Raw genomic sequence first — 17,367 nt, 5'->3', positions numbered from 1 at the left:
CCGGGATGTCGTTCGGTCCTGGGCAGGCGGCGGTGCTCGCGGAACTGTGCGACGCGATCGTGCCGGGCTCGGTCGCCACCGGTGCGCTGGAGTACATCGAGCGGGCGGTCGGTGGCATGTCGGCCGCGGAGGAGGATCGCCTGCACGCGGCGATCGGGCTGCTCAGCACCGGTGATCTCGGCCGGCTCACCGGCACGGCGGCGTTCGCGCTGGTTCGCCGTCTCGCGATCGAGGCGTACTACGGCGACTTCACCCCACCCGGTTACACGGGCCCCACCCCTCACGAAACGATCGGCTTCACGCCACCCGCAGCCGCTCACCTCCGCAAAGACTGGACCTTCCTCGGCCGCCCGGCCGACGGTCCCGCCCCGGCCGACGGCCGCGGCCGGCCCGCGACCGATCCCCACTGGGCCGACGACCCCTACGGCATGACCACCCCCGTCCCCGACGAAGCTGACATAGTCGTCGTCGGCTCCGGCGCCGGCGGCGGCCTCATCGCCGCCGAACTCGGCAGCCACGGTCACGACGTCCTCGTCCTCGAAGCCGGCGGCTACCACCCCGCCGAATCTCACACCCGCTTCGAGCTCGGAGCGCGGCACCACCTCTGGTGGCCGACCCGCTTCGCGGAGACCGGCGAAGACTGCCCAGGCCCCGTCGCCCTCCTCGCCGGGCGCTGCGTCGGCGGCTCCACCGTCATCAACACGAAAGTCGCGATGCGGGCCCCCGCGCACGACTTCGACCGCTGGCCCTTCCCGGCCGACCTCGACTACGACCGCGTCGAACGAGCACTCGGAGTCCGGGAACGAAACGACTGGACCCCCAGCGTCCACCGCCTCGCCACCGGCTTCGCGGCCCTCGACACCAAGCTCGAACCGGTCCGCTCCTACACCGACGCGAACTGCACCCGCTGCGGCGCCTGCCTCACCGGCTGCCCGAGCAACGCCGGCAAGTCCGCGCTCAACACGTTCCTGGCCCCCGCGCTCGCGAACAACCAGGTCCGCGTCCGCACGCATTGCACCGTCGATCAAGTCCTGATCGAGAACAACCGGGTCACCGGCGTCCGCTACAACGGCAACCGCGAGGTCAGAGCAAAGACCGTCGTCGTCGCCGCAGGAGCACTCAATACACCCCTGATCCTCCGACGGAGCAACACGCCCAACGCCAACATCGGGCGTTACCTCGGCCTGCACCCCGCCCGCCTCGTCTACGGCCGCTTCGACGAACCCCAGGACTGCCACCGCGCCTACCCCATCACCGCGCACTGCCTGAGCAACCTGTCGAGCTTCCTCGTCGAAGGCACGACGATCCAGGACCCGGTCGCGTTCGCGGAAAGCCTGATCGACCCGTCGAACCGCCCCTTGTGGGGTCGACGACTTCACGACACGGGCCAGAACTACCGCCACTGGGCCGGCCTCCTCGCCATGGCCAACGACGAGAACACCGGCGTCGTCGAACTCGGCGCGGACGACGACGCCGTCGTCACCAAGCGTTTCTCCGAGACCGAACGGGTACGCCTTGCCGACGCGCTGGCTTTCAGCGTGGCGGCGCTGCGGGCCGCCGGTGCGCGGGAAGTCGTGTGGAGCGGGTTGTCGACGACCCACGTCCAGGGCACCGCACGGATGGGCGTGGATCCGGCGCGTTCGGTCGTCGACCCGACCGGGCGCAGCCACGACGTCGCCGGTCTCTACGTCGGGGACGCGTCGCTCGTCCCGGTGTCCCTGTCGGTCAACCCGTCGCTCACGGTCATGGCGCTCGCCGCCCGGGTCGCCGACGCACTGCACGAGGAGCTCACGTGAAACCTGTGGACGCACTGCTGGAGATCCTGCGCAGCGAGGGCGTCCAGTACGTCTTCGGCAATCCCGGTACGACCGAGTTGCCGCTGCTCGACGCCCTCGTCGACGCCCCCGACCTGCAGTACGTCCTCGGCCTGCAGGAGGCGTCGGTCGTCGCGATGGCCGACGGGTACGCCCGCGCGACCGGTCGCACCGCGTTCGTGAACCTGCACGTGGCCGCGGGGCTCGCGAACGGGTTGATCGGACTGCTCAACGCGAGCCGGTCCCGCACGCCGATGGTGATCCTCGCTGGTCAGCAGGACCGTCGGCACCTGCAGGCCGACCCGATGCTCTCCGGCGACCTGGTCGGGATCGCGGCTCCGGTCGCGAAGTCCGCGGTCGAGGTGCATCAGGCCTACGACCTGCCCGTCCTGCTCCGCCGGGCGTTCGCGCTGGCCCGACGTCCGCCGGCGGGTCCGGTGTTCGTGTCGGTCCCGATGGACCTCCTCGAGGAGGAGGGTTCGGTCGCGGTCCCGGCACCGTCGCGGGTGGCTGCCCTTCCAGCAGCAACTGCTCTGGGCGACGCTGTGAGCCTGCTGTCGTCGGCGGCGGCACCGGTGATCGTGGCCGGGGACGGGGTCGGGCGCGAGGGCGCGGTGCCGGCGCTGGTGGCGGTGGCCGAGCGGCTCGGGGCTGCGGTGTGGTCGCAGCCGATGTTCGACGGGGTGGACTTTCCCGGCAGCCACGCGCTGCACCGGGGGATGTTGCCGCCGCGGCACGCCGCGATCCGGGCGGCGCTCGAGCCGCACGACGTCGTGCTGATCGTGGGTGCGCATGCGTTCATGCCGCACCACTACACGCCCGGGTCGCCGATCCCCGACGGCACCGCGGTCGTCCAACTCGACTCCGACCAGTCCGAAGTCGGCCGCAACTTCCCGGTAGCCGCCGGCCTCGTAGGCGCCATCGCCCCCACCCTCACCGCCCTCGACGCCGCGCTCGCGGAGGCCCTAGCCACGCCGCCCGCCGCCACCGCTGCGGCCAGCCCAGACACGGCGAGGCCGCTGGGCGCCGCGGACGCAGACGCGGGCGCGGCGGGCGCGGGCGCGGGTGGCGCGGGCGCGGGTGGCGCGGGCGCGGGTGGCGCGGGCGCGGCAGGGGTCGCGCCGAATGCCGCTGTGGTGGCGGCTGAGATCGTCGAGCGGCGGATTGAACGGATCCGGGAGCGGGCGGTGCGGGTGGCTGCCGAGATCGCGGCTGATCGGGAGGCTGTCGATCGGGAGGCGCGGGGGAAGTACGGGCCGGCGCCGCTGGATCCGCTCGCCGCGATGCATGCGCTGGCCAGCGGCTTACCGCCCGACGCGGTGGTCGTCGAAGAGGCGATCACGGCCGGCATCGCCCTACGCTCGGTGTATCGCCCGGACCGTCCGCACTCCTACGTGCACACCGTAGGAGGCGGCCTCGGCTGGGGCATCGGCGCCGCGATCGGCACCCGCATCGGCGACCCGACCCGCCCCGTGGTGGCGGTCCTCGGCGACGGTTCGGCGATGTTCGGCCTCCAGGGGCTGTGGAGCGCCGCTCGCTATGACGTCGCCGTGACGTTCGTGATCGTGAACAACGGCGAGTACCGCACGCTGAAGGACACGCTGGACGGCTCGAAGAGCCGGTCGAGCGAACAGAACACCTACCTCGGCCTCGACCTCCCGGGCCTCGACTGGCAGGCGGCCGCGAAGCTCTTCGGGCTCGCCTCCACCACCGTCACCCACACCGACGAACTACGCGCCCTGGTAGGCGGCGCGGGTGACCGGCAACAACCCCTGCTCGTGGAGGTTCCGGTGACCACGCACGCGTTCACCGCACCCAGCGGTACATCCACCGCAGAAGCGACATGAGATCGATTGCGGCGGCCAACGCACCCCGCCACGATCAGCGGATGGAAGGCAATGGCGTCGTTCCGAAGTCGGTGCTGGCGCGCGGGCTGCGCCTGCTCGACGCATTCGAGGCCAACGACGTCGACCTCACCCTCTCCGAGCTGTCCGAACGCACCGGCCTGCCGAAACCGACCGCGTACCGGCTGCTCAACGAGCTGGTCACCTGGGGCGGTCTGGAGCGCACGACCCGCGGTTACCGCCTGGGCATGAGCCTGTTCGTGCTCGGCCAGCGCGTGCCACGCCACCGCGAGCTGCGCGAGGCCGCGCTCCCGTACCTGGAAGACCTGTACGAGGCGACGCACGAGAACATCCACCTCACCGTGCCCGCCGGCAACGACACGCTGTTCCTGGAGAAGGTCAGCGGACGCCGCTCGACGCCGATCGTGTCCCGGGTCGGCGGGCGGCTCCCCGCCCACTGCACTGCCACCGGCAAGGTGTTCCTCGCGTACGGGTCGCCGGAGCGGCTGCGCCAGGTCATGGAGGCGGGGCTCCCCCGGCTGACGCCCCGGACGATCGTGATGCCCGGCCTGCTGCGCCAGGAGCTGGCCCGCACACTGGAGCGGGGCTACGGCGTCAACCGCGAGGAAGCGGAGGTCGGCGTCTCGGCGGTGGGCGCGCCGGTGTTCGACCATCGGCGCTCGGTGATCGCGGCGATCTCGATCACCGGCTGGGCGCAGCACCTCGACCTGGAACGTCTCGCCCCGGCGGTGCGCACCGCAGCGCTCGCGCTCTCCCGGGAGCTGGCCAGGGACACCGCGAACGGGACGCTCAGGTGGTCAGCCCAGTAGTCGTGTGGTGGCGCACGAGCGGCGCGAGCGAGGCGTCGAAACGCGCGAGCACCTGCCGCACGCGTGCCTCGGCGAGCGGGCCCAGCGCGTCGTAGAGCTCACCGAACACGAGCCGGGCCCGACGCCGGGGCCAGTCCGCGGGCAGCACCCGTTCGGGCAGGTCCGGGTCGAGCGACGGGAACGTCCGCCAGACGTCCATCAGGCGCGTGCGGGCGATCAGCGCTTCGGCCGATCCCACGTCACCGCCGTCGAGGCGCTCGCGCAGCGGGCTGGTCTCGGCGAGGAACGTCTCGTAGGCGGACCGGATCTCGTCCAGGTCCCAAGCCGAGATCAACGGTGTGCCGACCGCTTCCTCGGCACGCAGTACCGCCGCCGAGCTGATCGCGAGCTCGTCGAGGAATTCCCGGACCTCCGCGGTCGCCGCGCGCGGTGAGACCCACACACCGTCGAACAAGGGCGCGAACCCCAGCCACCGCAGGCGGCTGCGCAACAGGTGACGGAGGTCGCGCTGCTCTTCGGGGAGGGAGAACGTCGCGACGGTCCAGACGCCGTCCCAGGACTGTTCCCGCGTTCCGAGGTGGACGATGCGGCTCGAGCTCTGCACGATCGTGCGGGTCGCCGACGCGGTCAGGCCGTAGTACGTGTTGCGCCCGACCTTGCTGGACTCCAGCACGCCCCGGCGCGCGAGGCGTCGTAACGCGGCCCGCGCGCTCACCTCGCCGACGTCGAACTCCTCGACGAGCGCGACCAGCGCCGCCGAGGGCAGATGCTCCCGGCGGCCGTTCCAGTAGTCGCCGAGCAGCGTCACCAGGAGGTGCTGCGGCGAGGTTCCGGCCTGGCGACGAGGTAACTGGACCGTCGTCACGTTCGTAGGCGGTTGCGGAGCCACGGCACTACACCGGCCGGCATGAACAGCAGCACGCCGATGAGCAGCACGGCGTAGGCGGCGTATCCGAGGACGGTCGGCGCGTAGCTCGGTGCGCCCGGGCGGGTGCTCAGGTCGTTGAGCGCCTGGACGACGAGCGTGACCGCGACCGTGCCGAACACCGGACCCCAGCGGGTGCCCAGACCGCCGAACACGGCCATCACGACCCATTCGACGGACATCGCGATCGTGAACGAGCCCGGGGCGATGTAGCCGAGGAAGAACGCGTAGATGCCGCCTGCGAGGCCGGCGAACGCTGCGGAGAGGGCGAAGACGGTGACCTTGTAGCGGATCACCGGCACTCCGCTGGCCGCGGCGGCCTGTTCGCTGCCGGCGAGGGCGCGCAGTGCCCGGCCGGGTCTGCTCGCGACGATGTTCGCGGTGAGGAGAAGTACCACCGCCACGGCGGCCCAGGTGAGCCAGGCGTATTCGCGGGGCTCGTCGAGGGTGACCGAGCCGATGCCGAACTGGGGGATGCCCTGGAGGCCGATCGCGCCGCCGAAGAATTCGATCTCGGCGGCTACCGACAGAATGATCAGCTGGAGCGCGAGGGTCGCGAAGGCGAGATAGTGGCCGCGGAGCCGCAGCAGCAGCGCGCCGAGCAGCGCCGCGGCTGCGGCGGCGACCAGTGGGGCGGCGAGCAGGCCGACGAGCGGCGGCCAGCCGTGCACCGCCGGGACCGCGGCGGTGTAGGCGCCGATCGCGTAGAACGCGGCTTGGCCCAGGGAGACCTGACCGGCGTAGCCCATGAGGAGGCTGATGCCGGTAACTGCCAGCACTGCCAAGCCCATGAGGACGTAGATCGAGAGCCGGGTGTCGTCGAGGACGAGCGGCAGAATCATCGTGACGAGCAGGAAGCCGGCACCGACGAGCCGGTTCATACGGCTACCGCCTGGGGTTGGCGGATGGCTCGGACGACCATGACGAGCACCATGAACCCGAGCGCAACCTCGGTTTGGAACGAGCCGTCGACGTACCCGGCGAAGAGCGTCTGCCCGATGCCGAGGAGAAGACCGCCAGCGAGGGCGGTACCCGGCCGGTCCAGGCCACCGAGGACCGCCGCGGCGAACCCGTTCACGGCCAGTGCGACGTCCCGGTCGAACGCGATCGACTGCAGCGGCGTCAGGAGCACGCCGGCGATACCGCCGAGCACACCCGCGAGCGCGAACGCGTACAGCCCCATCCGGCGGACGTCGATGCCGGCCAACCGCGCCGCGTACGGGTTCGCGGCGCACGCGGTGAGTCCCTTCCCCAGATAGGTGCGCCCGAAGAACGAGCCGAGCGCGGCGAACGTACCCGCCGCGACGACCATCACCAGCAGCCACTGGTTCTGGATCCGGATGTCGCCGATCGTCACGACGCCGGACACACCGTCGAAGCCGCGCGGCTGGTCGCCCCAGACGATGATCTCGAGCGCGTAGCCGAGGAACCCCAGACCGAACGTGATCACCAGCGATGCCAGCGGCGGCGTACCGGGCTTGCCGATCGCGACGATCCCGACCACGAGCCCGACCGCACCGGCCAGCGCCACACCCCCGAGCTCGGCGACACCGTGCGGCCAGTGCGCCGAGAGCAGCGACCCTGCGGCGAGCCCGGCCACCACCGGAAACATCCCCTGCGCGAAGTTCACCACCCCGGTGACCCGGTGCACCACGACGAACCCGCTGGCCAGCAACGCGATGGTGCACCCGAGCGCCGCCCCGGCAATCACGTACCCCAGGAACTCGCTCATCCGGGCAGCCCTCCCAGATAGGCGGCGGCTACCTCGGGGCTCGCCTGGAGGTCGGCGGAGGGACCGGACGCCACCACCCGGCCGGCCTCGAGCACGTAGCCACGGGTGCACAGTTCGAAGGCCAGCGTCGTCTCCTGTTCGATCAGCAGCACCGCCAGGCCGCGGTCGCGGTTGAGTTCGGCGAGGTGCGCGGCGAGGTCACGGACGACGAGCGGGGCCAGGCCCAGCGAGAGCTCGTCGACCGCGAGCAGATCGGGGTCGGCCATCAGTGCGCGCCCGACGGCCACCATCTGCTGCTGTCCCCCGGACAGCGACCCGGCGAGCTGCTGCCGGAGCCGCACCAGGTCGGGGAACAGGTCGTAGATCCGGGCGGGGTCGCGCCGGGCCCGAGTGTTGCGCCACGCTCCGAGCCGCAGGTTGTCCTCGACGGTCAGCGTCGCGAACAGCTGCCGCCCCTCGGGCACCTGAGCCATCCGCCCGTCCAGGCGGACAGTTCCCGCCGCCGGCCGGACGATCCCGGACAGCGTGTTGACCAGCGTCGACTTCCCGGCCCCGTTCGCCCCGACCAGCGCCACCATCTCACCGGCCGCGACGTCCAGGTCCACCCCGTCCAGAGCCGTAGCAGTGCCGTACCGCACCACCAACTCGCGCACCTCAAGCATCCCTCTCCCCCTCCCGCGCCGGCGCCGGCGCCGCGTCCGCGGACCGGGCCGCCGGGGCGGTGGACGCGACCTGCGCCGTGGGCGGCCGCGAGGCGGACGGCGCAGCGGCTTCCGGGCCCAGGTAGGCGGCGATCACCGCTGGATCGCGGCGGACCTCCGCTGGAGTGCCTTCGGCGATCACCGTGCCGAGATCGAGCACCGTGACCTGGTCGGCGAGCCGGGACACGAACCCGACGTCGTGCTCGACGAGCATCATCGTCAACCCCTCCCCCCGCAGCCCCTCGATCACCTCGGCGAGCGCGGCCCGCTCCGCGCTCCGCAGCCCCGCCGCCGGCTCATCGAGCAACAGGAGCCGCGGCTGAGCGCACAACGCCCGCGCCAACTGGGCGCGCCGCTGCTGCCCGAGCGGCAACGACGTGGCCGGCACGTCGGCCCACTCCGCGAGCCCGACCCGCTCGAGCGCCGCGAGCGCGGCGTCCCGCACCGTGCGTTCCTCCCGCCGGCACCGCCGCGACCGCACCGCAGCCGCGAAGAACCCGTGCCGGGCCTGGGTGTGCGCACCGACCATCACGTTCTCGACCGTCGTGAGCCCGGGAAACACCCGCGCCCCCTGGAACACGATCGCGACGCCGGACGCGGCCCGGCGGTGCGCCGGCAACCGCGTGACGACGTCCCCGGCCAGGCTCACCCGCCCGGCGTCCGGCCGGAGCAAACCCGCGACGAGGTTGAACAGCGTCGATTTACCGGCGCCGTTCGGGCCGATCAGGCCGCGGGTCTGTCCGGAGGGGACGGACAGACTCACGTCACGGACCGCGAACACCCCACCGAACGAGCGCGACAACCCTTCGAGCTGCAGTACGGGCGAGTTCACTTGGGGAGGTTCGTCTTCAGTTGTTCGGTCATCCAGGACGTCGGCACGAACGCCCCACCGGTCACCGTGGCGATCGCGATGTTGTCGGTGGAGAGCCCCGAGTGGTCGTCCGCGCTGTACTCGTACCGCCCGTTCGGGGTGAGCAGCGACAGCTTCTCCAGCTCCGCCTGCACCTTCTTGCCGTCGGTGCTGCCGGCCTTCCGAATCGCCTCGGCCAGCACGATCACCCCGCAGTACCCATCGGCGGCGAACTGCGGCGGAGGCGTGCCGTACTTCTTCTGGTAGTCACCGCCCAGCTTGTCGACGGCCTGCTTCAGGTCGCCGGCGGGCAGGTCCTTGCCGATGACGCCGATCGAGGTGGAGAGAACGACCTTCTCCGCGGCCGCACCGGCGGGCTTCGTGAACAGCGGAGTGCCCTGCGCACCGGTGAGGACCAGTGGGATCGACAGCCCCGCGGTCGCGAACTGCTTGGTGGCGATCACCGCGGGTGGCCCGGTGGCCCAGAAGAACACCGCCTGCGCGCCGGACGTCCGCACCGGTCCGAACACCGCGCTGAAGTCCTGTGTGCCCGTGTCGAACGCCCGGTCGACGACGACCGTCACGCCGTACTGAGACGCCTTCTCCTTGACCGCCTCGTACCCGGCGACCGCGTACGAGCTCTTCGTGTCGTGCGCCAGCGCGATCTTGGTGATCTTGGCGGTCTGGAAGTACTTCAGCGTCTGCTCGGCGTAGGTGGAAGACCGAGCCGGGATCTGGAACGCGAACTTTCGCACCGGATCGACCTGCTGATCGGCAGCGGCCAGCGAGAGGTACGGCATCGACGCGCGCTCGGCGAGCGGGATCGCGGCGAGCGCGGAGTTGGAGAACGAGGAGCCGATCACCGCGACCGCGCCCTCGTTCTTGTGCGCGTTGAACGCCAGCACCGACTGGTCGGGCTGTGTCTTGTCGTCCTTGATGACCAGCTCGATCTTCCGGCCGTCGATCCCGCCGTCGGCGTTGATCTGTTCGACGGCGATCTGCGCACCCTGCTGGTCGCCGGTGCCGAGTGCCTGGTAATTGCCGGTCAGCGGCACGGTGAGGCCGATCCGGATCGGGCCGGTCTCGGAGTCGTCGCCGCTGGACGAACACCCGGCCAGAACGAGCGCTAAAGCGAGTAGGGACGCCATCCGGATCCGCACGGGTGAACCTCCAGGCATCGATGCCATGTGGCACAGGCCACAGTCAGCCGGTCCGTGATTCGGGAATCTAGAGGCGTGACGACCGCCGGTCAATATGGTGTGGATCCTCATCTCCAGATTGGAAACTGCAATTGCGACGCCGCAGGCCAGAGGACCATTCGGAGCATCAATACGCCCAGACGGATAGTTTCTCCGCGACGTCGATCAGCTGAATCGAAGCCGACCTGGGCAACATTAAGGAAACCCGATCGGTGACCTATCGCAGCCCGGACGAGGAGTTCCATCGAGAAATGGCGGGCAAGGTCTTGGAACATGCCGGAGTCCGACGAGTCTCGTTCGCTGTCCGACCGCGCACGTGTCCGCCGCCTCATCGACGCCCTCGACCGGGACACCGTCTCGGACGCCGTCCTGCAGGCCTTGCGGGCCAGCCGCGGGCTGGACGGCAGCGTCCCCGCCGAGCCCCGCGCCGGGAACCCGCGCTGGCACGCGGCGGCGCCGGTCGTCCGCGACCACGTCCGGATGTTCACCCGGATGCTGCACTCCGGCGAGCAGCCCACCCGCGCGGAACTGCGTGCCCTGGCGCGGCAGGCCGCCGCGGCGTCCCAGTCGCCGGTGGAGGAACTGCTGCGCTCGTACCGGATCGCGGCCGAGGCGGCGTGCCGGGCCGTGCGGGCGGCGGCCGGTCCGGACGACCTCCCGGCGGTCGTGACGGTGACCGAGGAGATGATGACCTACGTCAACCTGACGACGGCCGCGATCGTGCAGGCCAGCCTCGACGACCGTGACCTGCGTCGGTCCGAGCGCGAGCGGCGCTTCCGCCGGCTGTTCGACGCGCTGGACGGCGCCGCCGCGCTCACCGCCGACCTGGTGGAGCTCGCCGAGGACATCGGCCTGTCCACGACGGGTGAGTACCTGCCGTTCGCCGCCGCGCACCACAACGCCGGTGTGGCCGACCACACCCGTCTCGCCGCCGAACTCACCGCTGCCGGTGGGGTGCTGGCCTTCAGCGAGGGCGGGCGGGTCGACGGGATCTGCCTGTCGCAGTCGTCGCTGGAGCGGCTGACCGAGCTGGACGAGGTCGCGTTCGCAGTCGGTGCGCCGGCCTCGCGCGGACGGCTTGCTGCCGCGTGTCACGATCTCCATGTCGTCATCGACGTCGCGGTGCGGCGCGGACGCACCGGAAAGGTCGGGCTCGCGGACTTCGCTCCGGAGGTGCTGGTGGAGCTCTGCCCCGAGGTCAGCGATGCGCTGACCGCCCGGGTCTACGATCCGCTCCCCGACGATCTGAGGACGACGCTGCACGCGCTGGTGGCGTTCGGGTTCGACCGCACGACGACGGCCGCGACGCTGCACATCCATCGCAATACGCTGCTGTACCGGCTCGGCCGGATCGAGGAGCGGCTGGGCCTCGACCTGAGCCGGGCGGCCGACCAGGTGGCGATCTACCTGGCGACGCTCCGCCACGACCGGGTGACCTCCCCGGTGCCGGAAACGCCGTTTTCCCCGTCGCACCGCGTAACACCGCCGGGCACCGACCCGCCGAGGCCCAGGCCATCGGGCTCCTCCGGCCCCCGAACCCCTCATCACCACGAGGCGGTCCCTGACCTCGTCAACGTCCGCACCGCAACCATCGCCGTCCGAGCAGCCGAGCGCTGAGCACCCTTCGGCGCCGATGCGAGTACTGATCGTCACCGTGGGCTCGCGCGGCGACGTCGCGCCCTACACCGGACTCGCCGTCCGGCTCCGCGAGGCCGGTCACGCGGTCACGATCGCGACCCATCGCGGCCACGCGGGGCTGGTCACCGGGTCCGGTGCCGCGTTCCGGCCGCTGCCCGGCGACCAGCAGACCGTGCTGGAGGCCGCCGCGATCTCGATCCGGGCGGCACCGGGAATCGTGCGCTACCTCGACCAGCTCGGCACCGCACTGCTGGACGCCGCCCGTTCCGGCGTCGACGCGCTGCTCACCAGCGCCGCCACCGCGCCGCTCGCCACGCAGATCGGCGCCGGGCTGGGCGTCCCCGTAGTGGGTCTGCATCTCCAGCCGGCCCATCCGACGCGCGCGTTCGCACCACCCGTGACCAGCATCGGCACCCTGGGGCCCGGCAACCGGCCCGCGGCGCGGTTCGTGCAGTCCGTCGTGGACACGTTCTCCGCCCCCGCCGTCCGGCGCATTCGCCGTGAACTGGGCCTGCGCGGCCGCGTCCCCGACCATCCGGTGCTGTACGGATTCAGCCCCGCGGTGCTGCCCCCTCCCCCGGACTGGCCGGCCGACGCCCGCGCGGTCGGCTACTGGTGGCCCGCGCCCGCCCAGTGGCACCCGCCGGCGTCGCTCGTCGAGTTCCTGGCCGCCGGTCCGGCGCCGGTCTACGTCGGACTGGGCAGCGTCGGCGACGGACGCGCCGCCCGCCGCTTCACCGAGCTCGCCGTTCGCGCCTGCCGTCGCGTCGGTGCCCGGATCGTGCTGCGGGCGTCCGCGGTGGCCGTGCCGTCCGGCGATGATCTGTTCCGGGTCGACGACGTCCCGCACGAGCGGTTGTTCCCGCGGATGGCCGCGGTCGTGCACCACGGTGGCGCCGGCACCACCGCCGCGACCCTCCGCGCCGGCGTTCCGTCCGTCCCGGCTCCCGTCCAGGCCGACCAGTACCTGTGGGCGCGCCGGTCGGTGGCGCTCGGCGTCGCTCCGGCGGCTCTCCGTCTGCGCTCGTCCTCCCTCACTTCCCTTGCCGACGTTCTTCGAGCCGCCGTCGCGGGCGACGCCTACCGCGAACGGGCCGAGGCGCTCGCCGAGATCCTCGCGACGGAGGACGGCGCCGAGGCCGTCGTCGCGGCGGTGGGGCGCCTGCGGTGAGCACCTCGCGGCGTTCCGGATGGCTGCTACCGTCGAACTGTCAGATCGGTGATCCGAGGAGACGACCGTGTTGGGTGACGACGACATCTCCGGGTGAGTTCCGGAGGTGAGCCACCGGCGCGAGCGCGCCGCCGTGGCCATTTCGTCGTTCCCTGATCGTGTCGGGCCGCCAGTGGCGTGCCCGCGTTTCCACCGTGAAGGCTTGGCATGTCCACTGCGTTCGTCAGCTGTTCCGACCTGTCGTTTTCCTGGCCGGACGGCACTCCGGTCTTCGATTCCCTCTCGTTCAGCCTCGGCGGGGGCCGTACCGGTCTGGTCGCCCCGAACGGCTCCGGGAAGAGCACGCTGCTCCAGCTGATCGTCGGCGAGCTCCGGCCCGCCGCCGGGAGCGTCACCGTCGAGGGCACGTTCGGCTACCTCCCCCAGACGCTGCCGCTCGTCGGGGACCCGACCGTCGCCGAGGTCCTCGGCATCGCGCCGGTCATCCAGGCCCTCGACGCGCTGGAGTCCGGTGACGCGAGCGAGGCGGTCCTCGCGGCGATCGGCGACGACTGGGACGTCGAGGACCGCACCCGCGCCCAGCTGGACCGCCTCGGCCTCGGCGCCCTGGCGTTCGACCAGCGCCTCGACGCGCTCAGCGGCGGGGAGGTGATCTCGCTCGGTCTCGCCGCCCGCCTGCTGGAGCAGCCGGACGTGCTCCTGTTGGACGAACCGACGAACAACCTCGACGGGGACGCCCGGCAGGCGCTCTACCGGGTGCTCGACGAGTGGCGCGGCTGTGTGCTCGTCGTCAGCCACGACCGGGCGCTGCTCGACCGGATGGACCGCATCGCCGAGCTCGACCGGGGCGAGATGCGGTTCTACGGCGGCAACTTCAGTGCGTACGAGGAGGCCGTGGCGGCCGCCCAGGAGGTGGCCGAGAAGAACGTCCGCAGTGCGGAGCAGGACGTCAAACGCGAGAAGCGGGAGGCGCAGCAGGCGCGGGAGCGGGCCGCGCGGCGCGCGAGCAACGCCTCGCGGAACCTGAAGAGCGCCGGTCTGCCGCGGATCTTCGCGGGGAACATGGCGCGGAGTGCGCAGGAGTCGGCGGCGCGCGCCGAGGGTACGCACGCCGCGCGGCTCGGGAGCGCTCAGGCGCGGCTCGACGACGCCGAACGTGCGGTGCGGGACGATGCGGCGATCGTGCTGGATCTTCCCGGTACGCGCGTACCGGCTGGGCGGACGGTGTTCAGTGGGGAAGGGTTGCAGGTTCGGGAGCTGTTCGGGGCCGGGCTCGAGCTGACGATCCGCGGTCCGGAGCGGATCGCGTTGACCGGTCCGAACGGGTCGGGCAAGTCGACGCTGCTGCGGCTGATCGCGGGACAGGCGACGCCGTCCGCCGGAGTGCTGCGCTCCTCCGGGGCGGGACGGGTCGCGTATCTGTCCCAGCGCCTCGACCTGCTGGATCTCGACCGGACGATCGCGGAGAACTTCGCCGTGTTCGCCCCGGCCAGGCCGGAGTCGGAGCGGCTGACGCTGCTCGCGCGGTTCCTGTTCCGCGGGGCGCGGGCGCATCTGCCGGTCGGGGCGCTGTCGGGGGGTGAGCGGCTGCGCGCGACGCTGGCGTGCGTACTCTACGCGGAGCCGGCGCCGCAGTTGCTGCTCCTCGACGAGCCCACGAACAACCTCGACCTGGTGAGCGTCGGCCAACTGGAGAGCGCCCTGGACGCCTACGAGGGCGCCTTCCTAATCGTCAGCCACGACGAGCCTTTCCTGGCGGCAGTCGGCGTGACCCGTCGGCTCCGCCTGCGCGACGGCGTCCTCACCGAGGAGGGCGCGGCCCCGCTAACCTGACCGCCGCCCCGCGGCAGCGCGAGCGCAGGCGGGGCATGGGGGGTACGCCCCGCCAGCCTGACCGCCGCCTGCGCAGCGGGCGCAGCGGGCGCAGCGGGCGCAGCGGGCGCAGCGGGCGCAGCGGGCGTGGGGTGGGGGCTGCTTTCCCACACACCCCGCAGCGCCACGCGCGCCGAAGCGCGGGCGCCGTGGGGCGCCGGCAGGCGGTCGCGAGCGGCGGCGCCGCGCCGGGGGTGGGCGCTGGCGTGCTGAATGCGGCAGATGTGTAAAGCTGGGCGATATGGAGCAATCGACCATGGGAGCGTCGGCGCCGGCCGACGCGGGCCGGCCGCTCGTGCGGACCCGCTTGGACGGCGCGGTCGCCGTTGTCATGCTCGACTCTCCGGCCAACCGGAACGCGCTGTCCCTCCCGGTCGTGACCGGCCTGATCGACGCGATGCAGACGGCGGCCGAGGACAACGAGGTCCGGGTCGTCGTGCTGGTCGCCGAAGGCGAGGTGTTCTGCGCCGGCGCCGACCTCACCGAACTCACCGAGCCCGGCGAACACCACCCGGAGATCTGGGCGGAGGCCTACCTCACCCTGCTGCGGGCGATGGTGCGCCTCCCGAAGCCGATCGTCACCCGCATCCACGGCGAGGCGGTCGCCGCCGGGCTCGGGCTCGTGGGCGCGAGCGACCTGGTCATCTCGGAGCGCAGCGCCCTCTACGGCTTCACCGAGACGCGAATCGGCCTGGCACCGACGCTGGCCGCGCTCACGACCCTGCCACGCATCGCCCCCCGCGCCGCCGCCCGCGCGTACCTCACCGGCGTCACGATCGACGCCGGGATCGCCGAGGAAATCGGGCTGGTCAGCCAGGTCGTCGACGACGAGATGCTCGACGCGGCCGTCGACTTCGCGGTCGCGAGCCTGCTCGCCGGTTCCCCCGGGGCGCTCGCCGCGACGAAGGAGCTGCTCAAACGCCCGATCCGGGCACAACTCGACGAGCACGGTCCGGCGATGGTGAAGCTCTGGGCCGAACTCTGCGAGGCCCCGGAAGCACGCGAGGGCATCGCGGCCCTCTTGGAGACTCGCCTCCCCCACTGGGCCGTCCCGGACTAGGGGGCGGCCCGCCGAGAACGACGCTGCCGAGCGGGCGGAAGGACTTGAGTATCACCTATACGCGGCGTCCTTCCGCCCGCTCGGCAGCGTCGCCCTCGACGGGCTCCAGGTCAGAGATTTCAATACAGGGAGCGCTCACGCGCAGCGAGGCGAGTCAGGCCCATGAGGGCGTCTGTTGCCGGGGTGGGGACCCCGACTGCGGCGGCGATCTCGCGGACGGCGCCGACGAGGGCGTCGAGCTCGATCGGACGCCCCGAGCGGGCATCCTGCAGCATCGACGTCGTCATCGCCCCGAGCCCGCGGGTGACGGTCATCCGATCGGCGACGGTCTCGTCGATGTGACAGCCGATCCGGTCTCCGACCTCGGCGGCCTCCCGCATCACACCGGCGCAGAACTCGTACACCAGCGGATCGTCGAGGATCCGGTCACTGGTGGCGCCGGTGAGCACCGAGACCGGATTCATCGTCATGTTGCCCCAGAGCTTGTACCAGACGTCGGCCTGGATCCGGGTGGAGAGCACCGTCGGGATCCCGGCCGCGGACAGCAGGTCGACGACCTGGGCGGCCCGCTCCGACCGGCTCCCGTCGGGCTCACCGACGATCAGCCCGTGCCCCAGCGCGTTGAGCACCGCGACGCCGGGCTCGGCCACCGCCGCGCTGTAGTGCACGACGCCCCCGAGCACGTGCTCGGCCGGGACCGTGGCCGCGATCGTGCCGTCGGGGTCCACCGCGCGGAGCCGCATCCCCCGCAGCTCCGCGGGGAGCCCTTCCCCTGCGGCGAAGAACCACCACGGCACGCCGTTCATCGCCGTCAGCACCACCGTGTCCGGCCCCACGAGCGCCGGCAGCGCGCTCACAGCGTCGCCCAGAGCAGTGGCTTTGACCGAAACCACCACCAGATCCTGCACCCCGAGCTCCCCCGGGTCGCCACTGGCGACCACCGGCGCGGTCACCACCGAGCCTGCGCCACGGGTCTGCGCCGCGCCGGAGGCGGGGGCCTGTGCCGCGCCGGAGGCGGGGGCCTGCGCGACGCCGGAGGCCCGCTCCTGCGCGACGCCGGAGGCGGACGCCTGCGCGACGCCGGAGGCCCGCTCCTGCGCGACGCCGGAGGCGGGGGCCTGCGCGGCGCCGGGCGGGCCGGGATGCGCTTCGCGCTCGCGGAGGCGCCAGCCGTGGGCGCGGAGGGCGGCCAGCGTGGCTCCACGGGCCAGCGCGGAGACGCGGACGCCGTGGGACGCGAGGCGGGTGCCGAGCACGCCGCCGACGGCTCCGGCGCCGACGACGCAGACCTTGTCGATGCTCACGCGGTGAGGATCAGCCCGGACCCTCGGACCGGTCGACCGGGCCCTCACCCACGGGCTCCTCCTGCGTCTTGAGATAGAAGCTGGTCAGCCGGCCGCCGTTGTCCTCGGTCCACTCCGCGAAACAGGGGCTCTCCGTCTGCAGGATGCGGTGGTAAGTGTCGAAATCCTCGACCGGCAGGTACGCCGTCAACCGGTTGGGGGTGTTCATGTTGCCCAAGCTGTTGCTGGGGGTGAACAACACCACCGCGTCGGAGACCGGCGGACGCCCGTCCGGGTCGAACACCAGGATGATCGAGTGCCAGGGGAACGGCCGCTCACCGGCAGTCTTCACCGCGCCGTAGGAGAGCACGTAGCGCGTCACACGGAACGTGGGCACAGGAGTCCATTCAGGTCGAAGGGCGAATCCGGCTCACGATAACCGTATCCG

General features: G+C 72.0%; 15 protein-coding genes. 7 read left to right on the top strand and 8 right to left on the bottom strand.

The window, feature by feature from the left end:
* The first annotated feature begins 5 nt into the window (after positions 1-5).
* Genes ACGFY5_RS28460 through ACGFY5_RS28450 form a run of 3 tightly spaced genes read left to right on the top strand, consistent with a single transcriptional unit; the run spans position 6 to position 4,488 of the window.
* Entirely contained in the window at positions 6-1,796 is a 1,791-nt protein-coding gene (locus ACGFY5_RS28460; RefSeq protein WP_392724495.1) for an FAD-dependent oxidoreductase, read from the top strand.
* Positions 1,793-3,661 carry a thiamine pyrophosphate-binding protein gene (locus tag ACGFY5_RS28455; RefSeq protein WP_392724494.1) on the top strand — a complete coding sequence of 623 codons (1,869 nt, stop codon included), beginning with the start codon at positions 1,793-1,795 and terminating at the stop codon, positions 3,659-3,661. Before ACGFY5_RS28460 ends, ACGFY5_RS28455 begins: the two co-directional genes overlap by 4 nt.
* Positions 3,658-4,488 carry an IclR family transcriptional regulator gene (locus ACGFY5_RS28450; RefSeq protein WP_392724492.1) on the top strand — a complete coding sequence of 277 codons (831 nt, stop codon included), beginning with the start codon at positions 3,658-3,660 and terminating at the stop codon, positions 4,486-4,488. Before ACGFY5_RS28455 ends, ACGFY5_RS28450 begins: the two co-directional genes overlap by 4 nt.
* Here ACGFY5_RS28450 and ACGFY5_RS28445 read toward each other — a convergent pair.
* The 6 genes from ACGFY5_RS28445 to ACGFY5_RS28420 are packed head-to-tail and all read right to left on the bottom strand — an operon-like array spanning position 4,469 to position 9,856.
* Positions 4,469-5,353, bottom strand: a complete 885-nt coding sequence (locus tag ACGFY5_RS28445; RefSeq protein ID WP_392724490.1) for a PaaX family transcriptional regulator C-terminal domain-containing protein — start codon at positions 5,351-5,353, stop codon at positions 4,469-4,471. The genes ACGFY5_RS28450 and ACGFY5_RS28445 overlap by 20 nt on opposite strands.
* The gene (locus tag ACGFY5_RS28440) at positions 5,350-6,294 is read right to left on the bottom strand and encodes a branched-chain amino acid ABC transporter permease (RefSeq protein ID WP_392724488.1); all 945 of its coding nucleotides are present in this window, start codon (positions 6,292-6,294) and stop codon (positions 5,350-5,352) included. Before ACGFY5_RS28440 ends, ACGFY5_RS28445 begins: the two co-directional genes overlap by 4 nt.
* Positions 6,291-7,145, bottom strand: a complete 855-nt coding sequence (locus tag ACGFY5_RS28435; RefSeq protein WP_392724486.1) for a branched-chain amino acid ABC transporter permease — start codon at positions 7,143-7,145, stop codon at positions 6,291-6,293. The genes ACGFY5_RS28440 and ACGFY5_RS28435 overlap by 4 nt, the downstream gene beginning before the upstream one ends.
* The gene (locus tag ACGFY5_RS28430; protein WP_392724484.1) at positions 7,142-7,807 is read right to left on the bottom strand and encodes an ABC transporter ATP-binding protein; all 666 of its coding nucleotides are present in this window, start codon (positions 7,805-7,807) and stop codon (positions 7,142-7,144) included. Before ACGFY5_RS28430 ends, ACGFY5_RS28435 begins: the two co-directional genes overlap by 4 nt.
* Positions 7,800-8,678: an ABC transporter ATP-binding protein gene (locus ACGFY5_RS28425; RefSeq protein WP_392724482.1), complete on the bottom strand. Its 879-nt coding sequence runs from the start codon at positions 8,676-8,678 to the stop codon at positions 7,800-7,802. The genes ACGFY5_RS28430 and ACGFY5_RS28425 overlap by 8 nt, the downstream gene beginning before the upstream one ends.
* Complete coding sequence (locus tag ACGFY5_RS28420) at positions 8,675-9,856, bottom strand: ABC transporter substrate-binding protein (protein WP_392724481.1); 1,182 nt, start codon at positions 9,854-9,856, stop codon at positions 8,675-8,677. The genes ACGFY5_RS28425 and ACGFY5_RS28420 overlap by 4 nt, the downstream gene beginning before the upstream one ends.
* A gap of 312 nt (positions 9,857-10,168) precedes the next feature.
* Here ACGFY5_RS28420 and ACGFY5_RS28415 point away from each other — a divergent pair, with 312 nt between their 5' ends.
* The 4 genes from ACGFY5_RS28415 (at position 10,169) to ACGFY5_RS28400 (ending at position 15,636) form a co-directional block, all read left to right on the top strand.
* Positions 10,169-11,512, top strand: coding sequence for a PucR family transcriptional regulator (locus tag ACGFY5_RS28415; protein WP_392724479.1), 1,344 nt, complete (start codon positions 10,169-10,171; stop codon positions 11,510-11,512).
* Between the two features lie 16 nt (positions 11,513-11,528).
* Positions 11,529-12,704 (top strand): glycosyltransferase, encoded by a 1,176-nt coding sequence (locus ACGFY5_RS28410; RefSeq protein WP_392724478.1) that lies wholly within the window; start codon positions 11,529-11,531, stop codon positions 12,702-12,704.
* 207 nt (positions 12,705-12,911) lie between these two features.
* Positions 12,912-14,537, top strand: a complete 1,626-nt coding sequence (locus ACGFY5_RS28405) for an ABC-F family ATP-binding cassette domain-containing protein (RefSeq protein ID WP_392724476.1) — start codon at positions 12,912-12,914, stop codon at positions 14,535-14,537.
* 280 nt (positions 14,538-14,817) lie between these two features.
* Positions 14,818-15,636: an enoyl-CoA hydratase-related protein gene (locus ACGFY5_RS28400; RefSeq protein ID WP_392724474.1), complete on the top strand. Its 819-nt coding sequence runs from the start codon at positions 14,818-14,820 to the stop codon at positions 15,634-15,636.
* Positions 15,637-15,755: 119 nt separating this feature from the next.
* Here ACGFY5_RS28400 and ACGFY5_RS28395 read toward each other — a convergent pair whose 3' ends face one another.
* Positions 15,756-16,940 carry a 2-dehydropantoate 2-reductase gene (locus ACGFY5_RS28395; protein WP_392724473.1) on the bottom strand — a complete coding sequence of 395 codons (1,185 nt, stop codon included), beginning with the start codon at positions 16,938-16,940 and terminating at the stop codon, positions 15,756-15,758.
* A gap of 10 nt (positions 16,941-16,950) precedes the next feature.
* Positions 16,951-17,316, bottom strand: a complete 366-nt coding sequence (locus tag ACGFY5_RS28390) for a hypothetical protein (RefSeq protein ID WP_392724471.1) — start codon at positions 17,314-17,316, stop codon at positions 16,951-16,953.
* Positions 17,317-17,367 lie beyond the last annotated feature (51 nt).

The sequence above is a fragment of the Cryptosporangium sp. NPDC048952 genome (assembly GCF_043197895.1).
Taxonomy (GTDB): domain Bacteria; phylum Actinomycetota; class Actinomycetes; order Mycobacteriales; family Cryptosporangiaceae; genus Cryptosporangium.
Note: the sequence above shows the minus strand (reverse complement) of the source record. Positions and strands in the feature narration are given on the sequence as shown.